Annotated in this window: 17 protein-coding genes; 1 reads left to right on the forward strand and 16 read right to left on the reverse strand. The window is 75.7% G+C overall.

Annotated features, from left to right (window positions below):
• Nucleotides 1-291: 291 nt before the first annotated feature.
• The 12 genes from rfaE2 to ctaD all read right to left on the reverse strand — a co-directional run bounded on the left by rfaE2 (nt 292) and on the right by ctaD (nt 14,723).
• Nucleotides 292-1,737, reverse strand: a complete 1,446-nt coding sequence (rfaE2, locus tag HOY81_RS06135; RefSeq protein WP_237319035.1) for a D-glycero-beta-D-manno-heptose 1-phosphate adenylyltransferase — start codon at nt 1,735-1,737, stop codon at nt 292-294.
• Between the two features lie 59 nt (nt 1,738-1,796).
• Nucleotides 1,797-2,516 (reverse strand): SIS domain-containing protein, encoded by a 720-nt coding sequence (locus HOY81_RS06140; protein WP_237319037.1) that lies wholly within the window; start codon nt 2,514-2,516, stop codon nt 1,797-1,799.
• A gap of 88 nt (nt 2,517-2,604) precedes the next feature.
• Nucleotides 2,605-3,870 (reverse strand): glycosyltransferase, encoded by a 1,266-nt coding sequence (locus tag HOY81_RS06145; protein ID WP_237319039.1) that lies wholly within the window; start codon nt 3,868-3,870, stop codon nt 2,605-2,607.
• Nucleotides 3,867-4,835 carry a glycosyltransferase gene (locus tag HOY81_RS06150; protein WP_237319040.1) on the reverse strand — a complete coding sequence of 323 codons (969 nt, stop codon included), beginning with the start codon at nt 4,833-4,835 and terminating at the stop codon, nt 3,867-3,869. The genes HOY81_RS06145 and HOY81_RS06150 overlap by 4 nt, the downstream gene beginning before the upstream one ends.
• Nucleotides 4,832-5,956 carry a glycosyltransferase family 2 protein gene (locus HOY81_RS06155; protein WP_237319041.1) on the reverse strand — a complete coding sequence of 375 codons (1,125 nt, stop codon included), beginning with the start codon at nt 5,954-5,956 and terminating at the stop codon, nt 4,832-4,834. Before HOY81_RS06155 ends, HOY81_RS06150 begins: the two co-directional genes overlap by 4 nt.
• Entirely contained in the window at nt 5,953-7,647 is a 1,695-nt protein-coding gene (locus HOY81_RS06160; RefSeq protein ID WP_237319043.1) for a carbamoyltransferase C-terminal domain-containing protein, read from the reverse strand. Before HOY81_RS06160 ends, HOY81_RS06155 begins: the two co-directional genes overlap by 4 nt.
• Nucleotides 7,648-7,828: 181 nt before the next feature.
• On the reverse strand, nt 7,829-8,794 hold the full coding sequence (locus HOY81_RS06165; protein ID WP_237319044.1) for an NAD-dependent epimerase/dehydratase family protein: 966 nt from the start codon (nt 8,792-8,794) through the stop codon (nt 7,829-7,831).
• 223 nt (nt 8,795-9,017) lie between these two features.
• A complete protein-coding gene (locus tag HOY81_RS06170) occupies nt 9,018-9,911 on the reverse strand; it encodes a glycosyltransferase family 2 protein (protein ID WP_237319046.1) in 894 nt (297 codons plus the stop codon).
• Entirely contained in the window at nt 9,901-10,791 is an 891-nt protein-coding gene (locus tag HOY81_RS06175) for a glycosyltransferase family 2 protein (RefSeq protein WP_237319049.1), read from the reverse strand. The genes HOY81_RS06170 and HOY81_RS06175 overlap by 11 nt, the downstream gene beginning before the upstream one ends.
• Nucleotides 10,792-10,928: 137 nt before the next feature.
• Nucleotides 10,929-12,530 carry a ubiquinol-cytochrome c reductase cytochrome b subunit gene (locus HOY81_RS06180; RefSeq protein WP_237319203.1) on the reverse strand — a complete coding sequence of 534 codons (1,602 nt, stop codon included), beginning with the start codon at nt 12,528-12,530 and terminating at the stop codon, nt 10,929-10,931.
• Between the two features lie 88 nt (nt 12,531-12,618).
• On the reverse strand, nt 12,619-13,008 hold the full coding sequence (locus tag HOY81_RS06185; protein ID WP_237319051.1) for a cytochrome c oxidase subunit 4: 390 nt from the start codon (nt 13,006-13,008) through the stop codon (nt 12,619-12,621).
• Nucleotides 13,005-14,723, reverse strand: coding sequence for a cytochrome c oxidase subunit I (ctaD, locus tag HOY81_RS06190; protein WP_237319054.1), 1,719 nt, complete (start codon nt 14,721-14,723; stop codon nt 13,005-13,007). Before ctaD ends, HOY81_RS06185 begins: the two co-directional genes overlap by 4 nt.
• 371 nt (nt 14,724-15,094) lie before the next feature.
• On the opposite strand from ctaD, the gene HOY81_RS06195 reads away from it, so the two are divergent.
• Nucleotides 15,095-16,261: an NAD-dependent epimerase/dehydratase family protein gene (locus HOY81_RS06195; RefSeq protein ID WP_237319056.1), complete on the forward strand. Its 1,167-nt coding sequence runs from the start codon at nt 15,095-15,097 to the stop codon at nt 16,259-16,261.
• Between the two features lie 153 nt (nt 16,262-16,414).
• Here HOY81_RS06195 and HOY81_RS06200 read toward each other — a convergent pair whose 3' ends face one another.
• The 4 genes from HOY81_RS06200 to HOY81_RS06215 all read right to left on the reverse strand — a co-directional run bounded on the left by HOY81_RS06200 (nt 16,415) and on the right by HOY81_RS06215 (nt 18,414).
• On the reverse strand, nt 16,415-16,603 hold the full coding sequence (locus tag HOY81_RS06200) for a hypothetical protein (protein WP_237319058.1): 189 nt from the start codon (nt 16,601-16,603) through the stop codon (nt 16,415-16,417).
• A 116-nt stretch (nt 16,604-16,719) separates the two neighbouring features.
• Complete coding sequence (locus HOY81_RS06205; protein ID WP_237319059.1) at nt 16,720-17,586, reverse strand: polysaccharide pyruvyl transferase family protein; 867 nt, start codon at nt 17,584-17,586, stop codon at nt 16,720-16,722.
• A 30-nt stretch (nt 17,587-17,616) separates the two neighbouring features.
• Nucleotides 17,617-17,844 carry a DUF6480 family protein gene (locus HOY81_RS06210; RefSeq protein ID WP_237319061.1) on the reverse strand — a complete coding sequence of 76 codons (228 nt, stop codon included), beginning with the start codon at nt 17,842-17,844 and terminating at the stop codon, nt 17,617-17,619.
• A 153-nt stretch (nt 17,845-17,997) separates the two neighbouring features.
• Nucleotides 17,998-18,414 (reverse strand): CBS domain-containing protein, encoded by a 417-nt coding sequence (locus tag HOY81_RS06215; RefSeq protein WP_237319063.1) that lies wholly within the window; start codon nt 18,412-18,414, stop codon nt 17,998-18,000.
• Nucleotides 18,415-18,478 lie beyond the last annotated feature (64 nt).

The raw sequence follows: 18,478 nt of genomic DNA on the forward strand, positions 1-18,478 counted from the left end.
CCGGGGCGGGGCCCGCGGGTGCCGCCCGCCGGACCGGGCCGGGCGGGCTCACGCCCGGCTGCGGCCCCGTACCGGAGCCGTGCGGCGCCCCGGGACCGGCGGGTGTTCCCGGCCCGGCGGGCCGTTCCTGCCCGGGTGGGCCGGGCCTCCCGGGGCGGGCGGGCGTCACCGGCACGGGGACGGGCCGCGTCGCACGGTGCGCGCGCGCGGGTGCCGGGGCGTCCCGGCCCGGCGGCTCCGCGGTGCGGTCCGCGGACGTCTCCGGGTGCGCGCCCGGCGCGTCCCCCTCCGTCACGGGTGGGCCTCGTCCGCGGCGAGCGGCGGGTGGGCGCTGCGGGTGAGGGCGACCCGCCGGGCGATCTCCGTGGTGGAGCGCCCGTCGAGGTAGGGGAGGACCAGCGCCTGCCCGCCCCACTCGCCCAGCGCGGCCGCCTCCGGCAGCTCGTCGGCGCGGTAGTCGCCGCCCTTCACCCAGATGTCCGGGCGCAGCCGCCGGAGCAGCGGCTCCGGGGTGTCCTCGGCGAAGACCGCGACGGCGTCCACGCTGCTGAGCCCGGAGAGCACCCGCACCCGGTCGTCCAGCGGGTTGAGCGGGCGGCCCGGGCCCTTCAGCCGGCGCACCGAGGCGTCGGAGTTGACGCAGACGATCAGGCAGTCGCCGGTGCGGCGGGCGTTCTCCAGCAGCCCCACGTGTCCCGCGTGCAGCAGGTCGAAGCAGCCGCCGGTGGCGACGACGGTGCCGTCCCGGGCCCGTACGGCGTCCGCCAGCGCGAACGGGTCCGCGGGCCGCCGGGCGGGGCCGCGTCCGCCGCCCGGGGCGTCCTCCCAGAGCGCCGGGTTGCCGGCGCCCCCGGAGGAGACAAAGGCGGCCGCCTCGGAGACGGCGAGCTGCACCGCCTCCTCCGGCAGGCCCCCGGCCGCCAGGGCGGCTGCCGCGGTGGCGGCGAAGCAGTCGCCGGCGCCGCACGGGTCGCCACCGGAGGTGCGGGTGGTCGGCACGTACATCGGGCTGTGCCCGCCCGCCCGGGTGAGCAGGGCTCCGCGTTCCCCGAGGGTGACCGCCACCGTGGCGGCCCGCCAGCGTTCGGCGAGCCGTGCGCCGCGGGCGCCGTGCGTCCGCAGGCCGTCCCGTTCGGCGGGCCGCCCGCCGGGGGTGTCCAGCGCGCACGCCTCGGTGGCGTTGGGCGTGGCCAGCCGGACCCCCGCCACCGGGGGCCCGCCGCGCGGGTGCGGGTCCCACACCACCGGGGTGCGTCGGGCGGCCTCCGCGAGCTCGTCGCGCAGCGCGTCCGCCAGACCGCGCCCGTAGTCGGCGACGAGCACGGCCGCGGCCTCCCCGAGGACCTCCCGTACGGCGGCCCGCACGCCGTGGCCGGGCGGGCCGGGGGCGCCGTCTCCGCGGTCGATGCGCAGCAGCGGCCGGTTCCGGGTGCGGACCCGCGACTTGACGGGCAGGGTGCCGCGCAGCGGCAGCTCGATCAGCCGCACCCGCTGTTCCAGCGCCGCCCGCAGCGGGTCCGCGGCCGGTTCGGTGCCCAGCGCCGTGATCAGCACGGTCGGCCGGCCGGACCGGGCGGCCAGCGCGGCCGCGAGCCCGGCACCGCCGGGCCTGCTGCGGTCGCCCAGGACGTCCACGACGGGCACCGGCGCGTCCGGCGCCAGCCGGTTGACCTCTCCGTCGACGTCCTGGTCGAGCAGCGTGTCGCCGATCACGACGAGGGGCTGCCGGTCGTCCATGGATTCCTCCGGGTCGTGGGGGTGTGCCGGGCGCGTCGGCCGCCGTCCGCCGCCGGGCCTCAGGCGACGCCGCGGCGCCGCACCCCGTACGGAGCCGCGGGTGCGGCCGGTGTGGTCCGGCCGGACGGGCCGGGCGGGGCCGCCGGTGTGGAGGGGGCGGGGGAGCCGGCCGGTGCGGCGGCGGCCGGGACCGCGGCCGTGCCGTCGGCGGCGGCCGCGTCGAACGCCTCGCACAGCAGGTGCAGCGCCACCAGGTGGGCCTCCTGCACCGTGGCCGTGCTGCCGCCCTCGATGCACAGTGCGTCGTCCGCCCGCTCCGCCAGCGGGTTGGGCGCCGGGCCGGTCATGGCCCACACCAGCACCCCGGCCGCCCGGCCGGTGTCCGCGGCCTTGAGCAGGTTGCCGCTGCGGCCGGAGGTGGAGAGCAGCACCAGCACGTCTCCGGGGCGGCCGTGGGCGGCGACCTGGCGGGCGTAGAGCTCCTCGAAGCCGTAGTCGTTGCCGATCGCGGTGACGCTGGAGGTCTCCGCGTGCAGTGCCAGTGCCGAGTACGCGGGACGCTCCGTGCGGTACCGGCCCACGAGTTCGGCGGTGAGGTGCTGGGCCTGGGCTGCGCTGCCGCCGTTCCCCGCCGCCAGCAGCCGGCCGCCCACGGGGAGCACGGACGCCAGGTGCCGGCCCCAGGAGGTCACCTGCGGCAGGCCGCTGCTGCGGAAGCGGTGGAGCGCGGTCTGCAGCGACCGGCAGTGCTCCTGCGCCTGGTGAAGAGTGTCGCTCATGGGGGGTGCGGGCCGGTGCCGCCCGGTGCGGGGCGGCGGTGGCCCTTCCTCCTTCACAGGTGCGGTACGGAAAGGGTCGGCGGCGCGGTCAGGCCGCGCGCTGGGTCAGCAGCGACCGGGCGCCCGTGCGCGCCGCGGCCCCGGCCAGGTCGTGGTAGACGGCCTCGGTGGCGGCGGCCACCCGGTCCCAGCCGAAGCGGTCCAGGACCCGGCGCCGCCCGGCCGCGCCGCAGGCGGCCCGCGTCTGCGGGTCCGCCAGCAGCACCGCCACGGCCTTGGCGAGGGCCGCAGGGGAGCCGGGAGCCACCAGCCGTCCGGTCTCCGGGTCGCGGACGGTGTCCCGGTGGCCGCCGACGGCGGTGGCGACCACCGGCGTGCCGCAGCTCATGGCCTCCAGCGGCACGATGCCGAACGGCTCGTAGTCGGCGGGGCAGAGCACCGCGTCGGCGCCGCGCAGCAGCGCGGGCACCGCCGCGGGCGGTACCGCGCCGGCGAACCGCACCCGGTCCGCGACGCCCAGGTCCGTGGCGAGGCGGCTCAGCCGGCGCACCTCCGGGTCGCCGGCCAGCCCGGCCGCCGGCGGGCCGCCGGCGATGACGAGTTCGGCGCGGGGCAGCAGCGACAGCGCGGCCACGGACAGCGCCGCGCCCTTGCGCGGCACCAGCCGCCCGATCTGGAGCAGCCGGTGGCGCAGCGTGCCGCGCCCGGCGGCGGGGCCGTGCGGGGAGAAGTGCGCGGGGTCGACCCCGCACGGGACCACGGTGGCGCGGTCCGGGTCGACGCCCATGGCGCGGAGTTCGGCGACCTCGTCGTGGCAGGTGGCGACGATCCGGTCGCAGGCGCGGCCGATCTCGGTCTCCCAGGCGACGCGTTCGGGCGGTGAGGTGTCGGCCTCCCGTTGGTGGCGCCGCTTCACGCTGCCCAGCGCGTGGTACGTGTGGGCGAACGGCACGCCGGTCTCGCGTGCGGCGTGCAGCGTCGCCACCCCGGACATCCAGAAGTGCGCGTGCGCCACGTCCGGCGGCGCCGTCCGCCACTCCCGGGCGAGGAACGCGCCGAAGGCGGCCATGTGGGGGAGGAGTTCGTCCTTGGGCACGGGCCGCGGCGGGCCCGCGGGAACGTGCCGTACCGCGACGCCGGGCCGCAACGGCACGGTGTCCGGCGGTGCGGGGTCGTCCCGGCGGGTGTAGACGGTGACCCGGTGGCCGCGGTCGGCGAGCGCACCGGCGAGGTGGGCGACATGGACGTTCTGCCCGCCCGCGTCGACACCGCCCAGCACCGCCAGCGGGCTGGCGTGTTCGGAGACGAGCGCGACGGAGTACGGCTCGGTGTGCGGTTCCGGTGTGCGCGTCATCCTCGCGTCACCTCCTCGATCAGGCGCTCCCAGTCGGTCAGGAAGCGCTTGAGCCCGTAGCGTTCGAGCGCGGCGCGCCGCGCCCGGGCGCCGTCCTCGGCGGCGGCCTGCGGGTCGTGCAGGTAGTCGCGGGCCCGTCGGGCGAGCACCTCGGGCCGGGTGGACAGGGCGCCCGCGCCTTCCGGGACGGCCTCCACCACCTCGGTGGTGGCCAGCGCGACCACGGGCATGCCCAGGTGCATGGCCTCCAGCAGGGACAGCCCCAGGGAGGTCCAGCGCACCGGGTGCAGATAGAGCCGTCGCCGGGCCATCGCCGTGTGCAGCTCCGCCTGCGGCAGGTCCGCGCTGCGGCACCGCTCCGCGGGGAGCCCGAGCCGCCGCGGCAGGTCCCCGGTGCCCATGCCGAAGACGTCCAGCGGCACCGAGCCGGCGAAGAACGGGAGCAGGTCGGTGCCGGTGGTCCGTCCCCTGCGCAGCGGCTCGTTGACGACGACGGCGGCGCGCGGCTCGGTGCCCCGGTAGAGCTGCCCGGGGTCGACGATGCCGTGTTCGATCACGGCCGTGCGGGTGCCGCCGTTGTCCCAGAAGAGCCGGTTGAAGTGGGTGACATGGACGAGCACCAGGTCGTCGCGGTCGGCGTACGGGTGCCGGGTGTGCGGCACGCCCCCGTCCGGGGCGTTGTGCTCCAGGTAGACCGCGGGGACGTCCCGTCCGGGGCGCCGCCCGCCGAGCCAGCGCTCGGCGAGTTCCGCCTCGTGCGGGCGTTGCAGCACCACCAGGTCGACGGGTGTCTCCCGCAGTTCCTCCGGGGTGGCCTCGATCACCGCGTCCGGCCAGGGGAAGGTGGCGGCCCGGCCCAGGCCGTCCGGGCCGCGGCCGGGCAGCACCGGCACCAGATAGGTGTGCGGGCCCTGGACGAACGCCGTCGTCCAGGAGCCGTGCACGTGCCACAGCAGGATGTTCACCCGCCCACCTCCGTCCGGGCCGGTGCCCGTCCGGGCACGCGCCGCCGCGGCTCCGCGGCGGCGGCGCGGGCGGCGCGGTGCCGGGCGGTCGGGGCCGCCCGGCGGTGCTGTACCAGCCCGCGCAGCCGGTGTGCGACGGCGGCGGGCGGGATGAGCAGGCTGGTGAGCGTCATGGTGACGACCTCCTCCCGGTCCCGGGGGCCCGGCAGGATGCGCCGCAGCGCGAACTCCGCGGTGCCGCCCAGCCACAGACCGGCGCTCAGCGCCGCGGTCCGGGGCCGGCCGGCCGCGCCCAGCGCGACGGCCGCCACCGCGGCGGAGACCACCGCGAGATGGGCCGGCAGACGGCCTCGCGGCGCCTCCGCGCGGTCCCGCCAGCCGGGGCCGTGCAGCCGTCGCATCAGCACGTCGTCGGCGTTCCCGGCCTGCGCGCGCAGCGACGCCCAGCGGTCGGAGGGGCGCACCGGGTGGACGGTGCGCCGGGTGCCGCGGGCCAGGGTCCAGCCCGCGTCCCGGACGCGCAGTGCCAGGTCCGCGTCCTCCCGGAAGGCACGGGGGAAACGCTCGTCAAAGCCGCCGGCGTCCTCCAGCGCCGCCCGGCGGTAGACCATGTCGGCGGTGATCCAGCGGGCGCCGGCGAGCCCGGCGGTGCCGCGTTCCCAGTCCGTGGGCCGCCGGTCCGGGGGCAGCGGCACCTCGACACGGGCCTCGACGCCCCCGGTGTCCGGGCCCGCCGCGGCGAGGTCCGCGGCCAGCTCGGCGGCCCAGGCGGGTCCGGGCACCACGTCGTCGTCGAGGAAGGCCACCCAGGGTTCGGAGGTGGCGCGCCAGCCGGCGTTGCGCGCGGCGGCCGGCCCGGCGGCCCGCCCCGGGACGATCTCGACGGACCCGGCGGCGGCGCGCAGCTCCTCCGGGATCTCCGCGGGCAGCGGGGTGCAGTCCCCGTGCGGGCGGTCGTCCACCAGCACCACCCGGCGGGGCGGGGGCCCGGCGGCCGCGGCGAGGGCGGCCAGCGTGGCGTTCAGGCTGGGCCGGCCGAGGGTGGGGATCACCACGGCGTAGGCGGGTTCCGGGTGCGTGCGGTGCCCGGTGGCCTCCGCGGGCTTACGGGGCGCGGTCACCGGTCCGCCTCCGCGCGCGCGGCGTCCGGCTGCCCGTGGGCGAAGAAGGCGCTGCGCCGGACCAGGAAGGGGCCGATGGCCAGCACGTCCACCGGCGCCGAGCCGAAGCACTCCAGGGCGTCGCGGGGGTCGTCGACCATCGGCCGGCCCGCGGTGTTCAGACTGGTGTTGACCACCACCGGAAGCCCCGTCAGCCGTTCGAAGTCCTCCAGCATGCGGGCCACCAGCGGTTCGCTCTCCGCGTCGACCGTCTGGATCCGCGCGGTGCCGTCGACGTGGACGACGGCCGGGATGCGTTCCCGCCACTCGGGCGCGACCTCGTGCACGAAGAGCATGTACGGGCTGGGCAGCGGCCCGTCGAAGATCTCCGCCGCGCGGTCCTCGAGCACCATCGGCGCCACCGGCCGGAACTGCTCCCGCCCCTTGACGTCGTTGAGCCGCTCCAGGTTGCCGGAGCGCCCCGGGTGGGCCAGGAGCGAGCGGTGGCCCAGCGCCCGCGGCCCGTACTCCGACCGTCCCTGGAACCAGGCGACGATCGCGTCCCCGGCCAGCGCGTCGGCCACCGCGGCGGGCAGGTCCTCCGGGCGTTCGAAGGGGACGGCCGCGGTCTTGAGCCAGGCCTCCAGCTCCGCGTCGGACCAGCGGCGCCCGAGGGCGGCGCCGGCCATCGGCTCGGGCCGGTCCCCGTCGTCCGCCGCGGCCTGCAGGGCGCTGCCGAGCGCGGTGCCCGCGTCGCCGGCGGCCGGCTGCACCCACACCCGGTCGAAGGGGCCCTCGCGGGCGATCCGGCTGTTCGCCACGCAGTTGAGCGCCACCCCGCCGGCCATGGTGAGCAGCCGGTCGCCGGTGCGTCCGTGCAGCCAGCGGACCAGGTCCAGCAGGGTCTCCTCCAGGCAGAGCTGGGCGCTGGCGGCCAGATCGGCGTGGTCCTGGGACCACGCCTCGCCCGGCCGCCGCGGGGCGCACAGCTCGCTCCAGGGCACCCCGGCGGCACGGAAGCCGCCGTCGCCCGTGGGGTACACGTGGCGGCGCAGCTCGGCGAGCATCCGCGGGCGGCCGTAGGAGGCGAGCGCCATCACCTTGTACTCGTCGGAGGAGCGGAGGAAGCCCAGATGCTCCGTCAGTTCCTCGTAGACCAGGCCCAGCGAGTGCGGCAGCTCCTGCCCGTGCAGCGGCTCGATCCGGTCGCCGCGGCGGCGGCCGGCCAGGTGGGAGGTCGCCTCGCCGCGGCCGTCCAGCACGAGCACCGCCGCCGACGGCTCTGACGAGGACGCCTCCGCGGGTGCGGCGAGCGCGCAGGAGGCGGCGTGCGCCATGTGGTGCGGCACGAAGCGGACGCGTTCCGGGTCCAGCCCGGGCAGGGCGGTGCGCAGGAAGCCGGGTACCTCGCGGGCGTAGGTCAGCCGGAGGGAGTCCCAGGGGTCGTCGAGGCCCATCGCGTCGGCGGGCCGGGCCAGCGCCGGGTCGAAGGAGTACGCCACGGCGTCCAGGTCCTGCGGCCGGAGCCCGGCCTCCCGCAGGCACCAGGCGGCCGCCTGTTCCGGGAGCTCCCAGGCGGCGAAGGGCACGGGGCGCTTGCCGTGCTTGCGCCGGGAGAACCGCTCCTCCTCCGCGGCCGCGACGGTGCGCCCGTCCACCACGAGAGCGGCGGCGGGGTCGTGGAAGAGGGCGTTGATGCCGAGTATCCGCATGGGCGGGCCTTTCGAGGAAGGAGCGTCCGGGGACGGCGACCGGGCCGGAACGGCGGTGCGGAGGGGCGGACGGCGGCGACGACGGGGGTGCCGCACCGGTGCTCCGGGCTCCGCCGCCGGACGGCCGCCCGCCCGCGCCGTTCTGCGCGGTCCGTGCGGGGCCGTGCGGTCTGCCGGGGGGTCAGCCCGGGTCGTGGGCGCGGTGCCAGGCGATGGTGCGGGACAGGCCCTCGTCCACCGGCACCTCCGGCTGCCACTGGAGCTTGCCGCGGGCGAGGGTGATGTCGGGGCACCGGACCGCCGGGTCGTCGGTGGGACGTTCGGTGAAGGAGACCTCCGACCGGGAGTCCGCCAGCGCGATGACCCTGCGGGCCAGGTCGTGCATGCTGATCTCGTCCGGGTTTCCGATGTTCACCGGTCCCAGCAGGTCGGAGGCGGCCATGGCGAGCACCCCGCGCACGGTGTCGTCGACGTAGCACAGGGAGCGGGTCTGCCGCCCGTCGCCGGTGACCGTCAGCGGCTCCCCGGCGAGCGCCTGCCGTACGAAGGTGGGCACGGCGCGGCCGTCGTAGCCGCGCATCCGGGGACCGTAGGTGTTGAACAGCCGCACGATGCCGGTGTCCGTGCCGTGGGCGCCCGCCTCCGCGGTGGTCAGCGCCTCGCCGAAGCGCTTGGCCTCGTCGTAGACGCTGCGCGGGCCCACGGGGTTGACGTTGCCCCAGTACTGCTCGCTCTGCGGGTGCTGCTGCGGATCGCCGTACGCCTCGGAGGTGGAGGCCAGCAGGAAGCGGGCGCCGTACCGGCGGGCCAGGGCCAGCGCGTTGCGGGTGCCGGAGCTGCCGGTCTCCATGGTGTGCAGCGGGAGCCGGAGGTAGTCGGCGGGCGAGGCCGGGGAGGCGAAGTGCAGCACCAGGTCGGCCGGGCGCTCGACGTCGAACGGGCGGCTCACGTCGGCCTCCAGCAGCCGGAACCCGGGCCGGCCGGTCAGGTGTGCGACGTTCTCGGGGGAGCCGGTGCAGAAGTCGTCGACACAGGTGACGGCGGTCCCCTCGGTGAGCAGTGCGGTGCACAGATGAGAGCCGAGGAAGCCGGCTCCGCCGGTGACCACGGCGTGTTCCCAACGGGGGGCGGTGGCAGCAGCCTTCATGGACGGTCTCCCCTCTGCGCCGCTGTGGCGCCACAGGCGTCCGACGCGTGGGCCGGCGGGGGACGCCCGCCGGGGTCGTGCAGTCAACGGCCGGGAGTCACCGACCGATGCCTCACCGCAGTACCCGGGAGAACCGGTTCGAATCAGGATATTCCGTGTTCAACCACGTTCCGGCCGCGTTCGCGGTCCCGCCACCACCGCGGGGGGCGGTCACCGCGGTCGCTCAGCCCACGTAACGGCGGGCTGCCGACCTGCGCTGGGCGCGTTCCAGCAGGCGGAGCTGGTGCTCCACCCCGGGGGAGACCACGCGCCGCTCCCGCGCCACCCAGGGCAGCCCGGCGGCGGCACGGCCGAAGGCGCGCAGCGACGCCCGGTCCCGCGGCACCGTACGGGCGAGATGCCAGGTGCGGCGCAGCGCGGCACCCGCCGGGCGGCGCAGCCAGCAGAACCACAGGGTGTTCCGCAGCCCCTGGATCCGCCGGGCGGTGGAGTCCCGCGCGGAGGGCGCGTGGTGCACGGTGAGCTCCTCGGCGTACGCCAGCCACCAGCCGCGGTCCAGCAGGTCGGCGGCGAGCAGCTCCTCCTCGCCGCCCAGCCGCAGCCGCGGCGAGAAGCCGCCCGCGGCGCGGAAGGCGTCGGTGCGCAGTACGGTCGCGGCGGCGAGGAACGAGCCCAGCGGCGGCCCGGGCAGCCAGGACGGCCCGCGCAGCGGCGAGTCCCGCAGCTCCCGCACCACCGGGTCCTCGGTGCCGCGCGGTTGCACCACGATGCGTGCGGTCACCCCGGCCAGCCGCGGGCGCGGGTCCAGCAGGCCGGCGGCGCGCGCCAGCGAACCCGGCTCCCACCAGGTGTCGTCGTCGCAGAAGGCGAGATACGGGGTCGTCACCTGGCGGGCCGCCAGGTTGCGCCCCACCGCCCCCAGGTTCTCCGGGCAGCGCAGCAACCGCATCCCGGGGTGGTGCCGGGCCACCGCGTCCGCGGTGCCGTCCGTGGAGGCGTTGTCCACCACCAGCACCGGCGGCCGCTCGGGCAGGGCGGCGAGCCGGTCCAGAGTGCGCAGCAGGCTCTCCCGCCGGTCGTGGGTGATGACGACGACACTGACCCGGTCATCCGGCATGGGCGGGGGCCTCCTCCCGCTGCCGCTCCACCCGGCGGGCGGCCGCCTCCACCCGTGGCGGCAGCGGGGAGCGCCGGCGCAGCGCGGACGGCAGCCGCAGCAGGGCCCCACCCAGCGCCCGCCGGGCCGCGGGGTCGTGGCGGCCGTCGGCGGCGAGCGCCGCCGTGCGGCGCAGCGCCAGCGGCAGCGGGCGCCGCAGCCACGCCGTCAGCAGTTCGTTGCGGCGCACCAGGACCGGGCGGTCGCCGCGGCCGCCGGGGGAGGGGTGGTGGTGGGCGACCACCTCGGGGCAGTGCGCGACGCCCCAGCCGCGCGCCGCCAGGTCGTACGCGAGCAGGGTCTCCTCCGCGCCGAAGAAGAGCAGCGGATGGAAGCCGCCCGCGTCCAGGAAGGCGGACCGCCGCACCACGGCCGCACAGGCGAGGAAGCCCAGCACCGCGGGGCCCGGCAGGGTGGGGTCGGGCGGCAGCGGGGACGCGGCCAGGACGGCGTCCAGCGGGTCCGGGACGGCCGCCTCGCCGACCCGCACCCCCGCGGCGACCAGTCCCAGCCGGGGATGGCGGTCCAGCAGGCCGGCGGCGGTCCGCAGTGCGCCGGGGGCCCACCAGGAGTCGTCGTCGCTGAACGCCACGTACGGGGTGTCGAGGGCCGCCACCCCGTCGTTCCGGGCCACGGCGCCCCGGTTGCGGGCCAGCCGGATCAGCCGTACCTCCGGGTGCTCCCCGGCGACCAGGGAGGCGGTGCGGTCCCGGGAGGCGTTGTCGACCACGACCACCGGGGGGCGCTCGGGCAGATCCCGCAGGCGCTCCAGGGCGGTCGCCAGGCGCTCCGCGCGGTTCCTGGTGGCGACGACGACGCCGACCGGCGCCGGTGCGGTCATGGCGGGCCCCTTCCGTCGGTGACGGGCGGTGCCGCCGCGTCCGCGCGCACCGTTCCGGAACGGGTCCCCCGGTAACCCGCGGGGGCCCGGGCGAAACCCCGGGCCCCGGCCCGGCGCCCGCCCGGGCGGCGCCGGTCTCAGTCCGCCGCGCGCTCTCCCTGGTCCTCGGTCTCGCCGGGGCCGGCGTGCCGCGGCCCCGCCAGCCGCCGCGCGATCTCGCGGCGCGGGCCGGGCGCCACCGTGAAGTCCACGCTGTCGTGGTGGAACCACTGGCTCAGCCGCACCCGCAGCCGCTGCCGCCGGGTGGGCCGGTGGCCCGCGCCGAGCTGCGCGAGCGTCAGCGGGCGCGGTTGCTCCCGGACCAGGATGTGGTGGGCCCGCTCGGCCGGGAGCGAGGTGTGGGTCTCCGCCATGCCGCCCTCCACGCTGACATGGACCTGACCGGTCTCCTCCCCCTCCTCCAGCCGCTGCCGGTCGGCGGCCTGCAGGGCGAGGCAGACCCGTTTGGTCAGCAGGTACGCCAGCACCGGGGCCACGACGAGCGAGATGCGGAACGTCCAGGTCAGCGCGTTCACCGAGACCTGGAAGACCACGGCGAGCACGTCGTTGCCGCCGGCCATCAGCAGCACCGCGTAGAAGGTCACCCCGGCGACGCCGAGCCCGGTGCGGGTGGGCCGGTTCCGCGGCCGGTCCAGCAGGTGGTGCTCCTCGTCGTCGCCGGTCACCCATCTCTCGAAGAAGGGATAGACGAACAGGCAGAGGAAGAGCAGTGCCGGCAGCAGCACCGCGGGCACGAAGACGTTCCACATGATCGTGTGGCCGAGCACATGCGTCTCGAACGGCGGCATCAGCCGCAGCGAGCCCTCCAGGAACCCGACGTACCAGTCCGGCTGGGAGAACATGCTGATCTGGCTCGGGTCGTACGGCCCGTAGACCCAGACCGGATTGATCTGGACGGTCCCGGCCATCACCGTGAGCACACCGAAGACCAGGAAGGACAGCCCGGCGGACTTGGCGGTGAAGTGCGGGACCATCGGCTGCCCGACCGCGTTCCGGTTGGTGCGCCCGGGCTTCGCCCACTGGGTGTGCTTGAGGTAGACCACCAGCACCAGGTGGACGACGACCAGGGCGATCAGGATGCCCGGCACCAGCAGGATGTGCGTGACGTACAGCCGCGGGATGATGTCGTGCCCCGGGTACTGCCCGCCGAAGACGAAGAAGGCGACATAGGTGCCGACCACCGGGATCGAGGTCATGATGCCCTGCGCGATGCGCAGGCCCGTCCCGGAGAGCAGGTCGTCCGGCAGCGAGTAGCCGGCGAACCCCTCCACCACCGCGAGGATGAACAGCGTCACGCCGAGCACCCAGTTCGCCTCCCGCGGCCGGCGGAACGCGCCGGTGAAGAAGATGCGCAGCAGGTGCACGCCGATGGCCGCGACGAAGACCAGCGCGGCCCAGTGGTGGATCTGCCGGGTCAGCAGCCCGCCGCGCACGTCGAAGCTGATGTCGATGGTGGAGGCGTACGCCTCGGACATCCGTACCCCCTGGAGGGGCACGTGGTCGCCGTGGTACACCACCTCCGTCATGCTGGGGTCGAAGAAGAAGGTGAGGTACACGCCGGTGAGGACCAGCACCAGCAGGCTGTACAGCGCCAGCTCGCCCAGCAGGAAGGACCAGTGGTCCGGGAAGGCCTTCCGCAGCAGCCCGGCCCCCTCGGACGCGGGGAGCCGGCGGTCCACGGCCCGGTAGCTCTCCTCGGCGAGGTGCCCGGCCGTCGTTGCCGGGACGCTCTTCCTCCGCTTCAGCGGCGACACGGCACTCCTCTCCTCAGGCCGAGCGGTGGGTGAACTCGAAGGCGAACGCGGCCACCCCGGGGGCGAGGACGCCCACCCCGATGCAGGCGAGCCAGACGCCGTAGACGACCCCGGTCGCCAGCACGGCCGCGCCCAGCGCGGTGATCACCGGCGCGTAGCTCTTCGGCGGGAAGAAGTCCAGGTGGCCCACGCCCTCCTGGACGCGGGCGTCCTTCCGGTCCTGGAGCCGGGTGCCCCGCTTCAGGTGCTGCCGCCAGCAGAAGGCGGAGATCAGCGCGGCCATCAGGCAGGAGACGGTCAGCGCGACCGTGCCGACGGGTTCCAGGTGGTTCGTGGCGTAGCCGGTGGCGACGATGCCGAAGAAGACCGCCACGCCGGCGAAGACCAGGGCTTCGAGTTTCACCGGGTGTCCTCCTGCGGTGCGGTGGTGGCGTCCCGGTACGGGCCCCGGTGGGGGCGGGGCGAGCCGGTCTCGCTGACCTCGGGGTGGTGCAGGTCGAAGGCGGGGCTCTCGGAGCGGATGCGCGGCAGCGCGTGGAAGTTGTGCCGCGGCGGCGGACAGGTGGTGGCCCACTCCAGCGACCGGCCGTAGCCCCACGGGTCGTCGACGGTCACCTTCTCGCCGTACCGGGCGGACTTCCAGACGTTGTAGAGGAACGGCAGCGTGGAGAGCCCCAGCAGGAAGGCGCTGATGCTGGAGACGGTGTTGAGCAGGGTGAAGCCGTCGGCCGCCAGGTAGTCGGCGTACCGGCGCGGCATACCCTGTTCACCGAGCCAGTGGTGCACCAGGAACGTGCCCTGGAAGCCCACGAAGAGGGTCCAGAACTGGATCTTCCCCAGGCGCTCGTCCAGCATCCGGCCGGTCATCTTGGGCCACCAGAAGTAGAAGCCGCCGAACATGGCGAACACGATGGTGCCGAAGAGCACGTAGTGCAGGTGGGCCACCACGAAGTAGGTGTCCGTCACATGGAAGTCCAGCGGCGGCGAGGCGACCAGCACCCCGGAGAGGCCGCCGAGCAGGAAGGTGACCAGGAACCCGATGGACCACAGCATCGGGGTCTCGAAGGAGAGCGAGCCCCTCCACATGGTGCCGATCCAGTTGAAGAACTTCACGCCCGTCGGCACCGCGATGAGGAACGACATGAAGGAGAAGAACGGCAGCAGCACGGCGCCGGTGGCGAACATGTGGTGCGCCCAGACGGTCGCGGAGAGCCCGGTGATGAGCATGGTGGCGCCCACCAGGCCGATGTAGCCGAAGATCGGCTTCCGGCTGAACACCGGGATGATCTCGGTGACCACCCCGAAGAAGGGCAGCGCGACGATGTACACCTCGGGATGGCCGAAGAACCAGAAGAGGTGCTGCCAGAGCAGCGCGCCGCCGTTCGCGGCGTCGAAGACGTGCGCCCCGAACTGCCGGTCCGCCTCCAGCGCCAGCAGCGCCGCGCTCAGCACCGGGAAGGCGAGCAGTGCCAGGATCGAGGTGAAGAGCACGTTCCAGGTGAAGATCGGCATCCGGAAGAGCGTCATGCCGGGGGCCCGCAGGCAGATGATGGTGGTGATGAAGTTGACGGAGCCGAGGATGGTGCTCAGACCCGCCACCACCAGGCCCATGGTCCACAGGTCGCCGCCGGTGCCCGGGCTGTACTCGGAGCGGTTCAGCGGCGCGTACGCGAACCAGCCGAAGGGCGCCGCACCGGTGGAGGTCAGGAAGCCGCCGACCACCATCAGGCCGCCGAACAGGAAGACCCAGTAGGTGAAGGCGTTCAGCCGGGGGAAGGCCACGTCCGGAGCGCCGATCTGCAGTGGCATCACGGCGTTGGCGAAGCCCGCGAAGGTGGGCGTGGCGAACAGCAGCATCATGATGGTGCCGTGGATCGTGAACAGCTCGTTGTACTGGTCGTGGTTCACGATCTGCATGCCGGGACGGGCCAGTTCGGCCCGCATCAGCATGGCCATCAGCCCGGCCGCCAGAAAGAAGACGAACGAGGTGACCAGGTACATGTTCCCGATCACCTTGTGATCGGTGGTGCCCAGCAGTTCGAGCACCCTGCGGCCGGTGGACAGCCGCTTCTCCGCCGCCGACCCGGCCGGCGGCGTCTCCTCCTGGGCAGACTCCATCAACGCCTCCCGGGTGCGGCTTGCGGCAGCGGGACGGGACCGGTCCTTCCGCTCGGTGGTCTGCGGCCCGGGCCGCGGCGCGACCGGCGCAGGAGCCTCCGGGCGGGGCCGCGGCCCCCGTCATCGTGCCGAAGGGCGTCCGCGGCGGTGGCCCGCCACGCCGACGGGCCACCTGAGTGGCGTGTCGCGGGGTGCGGGGGCCGGGGGAGGGCGGGTCGAGCGGCGCACATCCGCGCAGGAGTAACCCGTCTCGCGCATGTCAAACCCTCCGTTTCCGCCCCGGGGGCCGGGGTACCCGGCGCTCTCGCCGGGTGTCCCGGCCCACTGGGCCTTCCGGGTGTCCCGGTGCTCCCCCGAACGGAGGTGGACCGATGGCTCAGGGCGGCGCCGCACGCGCGGCGGGCGACCCGCGGCGGAAGGAACCGGCCGCCTGGTCGGACGTGGCGGGCGTGGTCGCGTCCTGCGCCCGCACGGGCGGACTCGACGGCCTGAACGTGGCCGTGGTCGGCGCGACCGGCAACTTCGGCACCAGCGTGGTCGACGCCCTGGCCGGCGACGACCGGATCGGCAGGGTGATCGGGCTGGCGCGCCGGGTACCGTCCTGGCAGCCGCCGAAGACCACCTGGGTGAGTGCCGACATCGTGACGGAGGCCCGGCTGGCCGAACTCTTCCGGGCGATGGACGTGGTGGTCCACCTCGCCTGGCTGTTCCAGCCGACGCACCGGCCGGTGCTCACCTGGCGCACCAACGTCCTGGGGTCCGTCCGGGTGTACGAGGCCGCGGCCGACGCGGCCGTCCCGGCGCTGATCCACGCCTCCTCCGTGGGCGCCTACTCCCCGGGCCCCAAGGACCGGAAGGTGGACGAGTCCTGGCCCACCCACGGCTGGCCGGACGCCGCCTACTGTCGCGAGAAGGCCTACCTGGAGCGTTATCTGGACGGTTTCGAACGCCGGTACCCGTGGATCCGGGTGGTCCGGATGCGTCCGGGCTTCCTCTTCAAGCGGGAGGCCGCCGCCGAGCAGCGCCGGCTCTTCGCCGGACCGCTGCTCCCGCAGTGGCTCGCGCGCCCGGAACTGCTGCCCGTGGTGCCCGACGTACCGGGCCTGCGGTTCCAGACGATGCACACGGACGACGCGGCGGACGCGGTCCGGGAGGCCGCCACCAGCACCGTGCACGGGGCCTTCAACCTGGCGGCCGAGCCCGTCGTGGACGCCACCGAACTCGGCCGCATGTTCGACGCGCGCCCGGTGCGGGTGCCCGCGGCGGCCGTACGGGCCGCGCTGCGCGCGGGATGGCGCACGCGGATGGTGCCCGCCTCGCCGCACCTCTTCGACGCGGTGCTGCGACTGCCGCTGATGGACACCTCCCGGGCGCGGGAGGAACTGCACTGGTACCCCCGGCACTCGAGCACGGACGCGCTCCGGGAGTTCGTCCGCGGCCTCCGCGAGCACGCGGGCATGGCGACCCCTCCGCTGCGCACCCGGCTGCCGGGCGGCCGCCTGGAGGAGACGGCGAAGCGGGTGCGCGCAGCGCCCTGAGCGCCGTGCCGCGCCGGGACACGTCCCGGGCCGCCGCGCTGCGCCCGGGCCCCGCCCCGCAGCCGCCGTCCCGGCGCCCGGCGGCGCGCACAAGAGCGCCCCCGGGTGTCCCGGGGACGCCTCGCCGGTACCGCCCTCAGCCGGGGGCCGTCGTCACTCGCGCTCACCCTTGGGGCCGCGGCCGCGCTCCGTGTGCGGCCCCGTGGGCCGGTACTCGGGGTCCTGTTCCAGCCGCTTCTTCGCCTCCGCGTTGGCGTGCCGGTCGGGAATGCCCTCCTTCTCGGCGTTCTTGCGCAGATGCTTCCGCTTCTTGTCGTACTCGTGGCTGCCGGGCTCCGGCATGGTGCTCGCCTCCTCGTCCGGCGTGGTGCGGGTCGTCCTCGGCGGTATCCGAGGTCACCCCTCGGCGGTACCCGGCACGGCCGCGCCGATTCCTCCGCGCCGCCTCCGGGTGCGGCTCAGCCGACAGGCCGCCGGGCCCGGAACTCCAGGCTGCGCCGCTCCGCCAGCTCCCTCCCCGTGCCCAGGCACCAGCGCCACCACTGCTCCAGGCGTGCGCGGTCCAGCCCTTCCACCGGCACCAGGGCCGGCCAGCGGCACACCCGGGCCTGGGCGGTGACCTTCGCCCCGCCCTCGACCGGGTCCACGGCGAGCGCCGGCACGCCGCAGCGGAGCGCGAGGACCAGCCCGTGCAGCCGGTCGGTGACCACGACGTCCAGCCGCTGCACCACGGAGAGGTACTGACCCGCGCTGGCGCAGTGCCGCCAGTCCCCGGCGTCCAGCCGGGTGTCGACCTCCAGCCGTGCGCAGTCCTTGCCCGCGAGCCACGTGGTGACCGTCTCCGCGACCCTGTCGTGCCGGCGCAGCCGCCCGTACTCCCGCTGGCCGCCGGTGAGCACCACGCCGGTGACCGGCACCGTCTCCTCCGGTGGCGCCCCGGCGGCGAGGTCCAGCCGGTCCCGCAGGCTGCCCGGCCCGTCCCGGCCCAGTACCCGGTGGAAGCCGCTCACCGCGCGGTCGCCGGGGTCGATCGTGGTGGTGCCCACCGCCACCCGGTAGCAGTGCGCGAAACGCTCGTGCAGCGCCGCGATCTGCGGGCCGTGCAGCGGTCCGCAGATGAAGAGCAGCCGCGAGTAGTCCTCCGGGTCCGCCGTATCCAGGGAGAGCGCGCCGGAGCGGAACCCGGGGCTCCAGGCGGTGTCGTACTCGATGCCGGCACTGTCCAGCATCGCCTGCACATGGCGCAGCGCGAGCGTGTCGCCGGCCGTGATCTCTCCGTGCAGGAAGCTGAACCAGCCGGTCAGTAGCGTCCTGCGGCCTCCCATGCGGGGCCTCCGTGATCTCGTGGCTCCGGTTCAGAGGAGCACCGCCCAGGCCAGGAAGTAGACGACGAACACGATCACGAGGACCGCCAGGACGAGCAGCGGCGTCCTGGCCCAGCCGCGGACCGGGTTGTGCGTCTCCCGCGGACCCGCGCCGGGCGTACTGCCCTCCGCGGGCGGCGTCTCGCCGGGCGGGACCTGACCACCGCGCTCGAGCCCCGGCGTGGTCCGGGGATCGGGATCGGGATTCCTGTCGTCCATACCGGCCGAGTGCGCGCCGGGGGCCGGGTCAAACCGCCCTTCCGGCGGCCCGGCCACGTGCGGGGCGGGATCGGCGGGCACGCTTACGGCGCGGCACCCCGCGGGGTGCCGCGCCGGAGCGTTCCGCCGCGTCGTCCTGCCGGGCGGGGCGGGTCAGTCGGTGGACAGCGCCTCGAGCAGGTCGCCGACCTCCGGGTCCGGCAGGGCCCGGGCGACGTCCGCCTGCGCGACCATGCCGACCAGGTCGTGTCCGTCGATCACGGGCAGCCGCCGCACCTTGTGCTGGGTCATGGTGGCCATGACCTCCTCGGCGTCGTCGTCGGCCCCGATGGTCACCGCCTCGCCCTGGGCCAGCTCGCCCGCGGGCGTGGTCTGCGGGTCCCGGCCCGCGCCCAGCACCTTCACGGTGATGTCGCGGTCGGTGAGCACGCCCTTGAGCTTGTTGTCCTGGCCGCAGATCGGGAGGGCGCCCACGCCCAGCCGGCGCATCTTCTCCGCGGCGAGCTGGACGCTCTCGTCGGTGCCGATGCACTCGGCGCCGGGGCTCATGATGTCGCGTGCCTTGGTCATGTCTGTCGCACTCCTGCTCTGCTCGCTCTGTTCGTCTCGTCCGGCCGGTGGGCGGCGACGGGCG

It is taken from the genome of Streptomyces sp. JJ36, assembly GCF_021696945.1.
Lineage (GTDB): Bacteria > Actinomycetota > Actinomycetes > Streptomycetales > Streptomycetaceae > Streptomyces.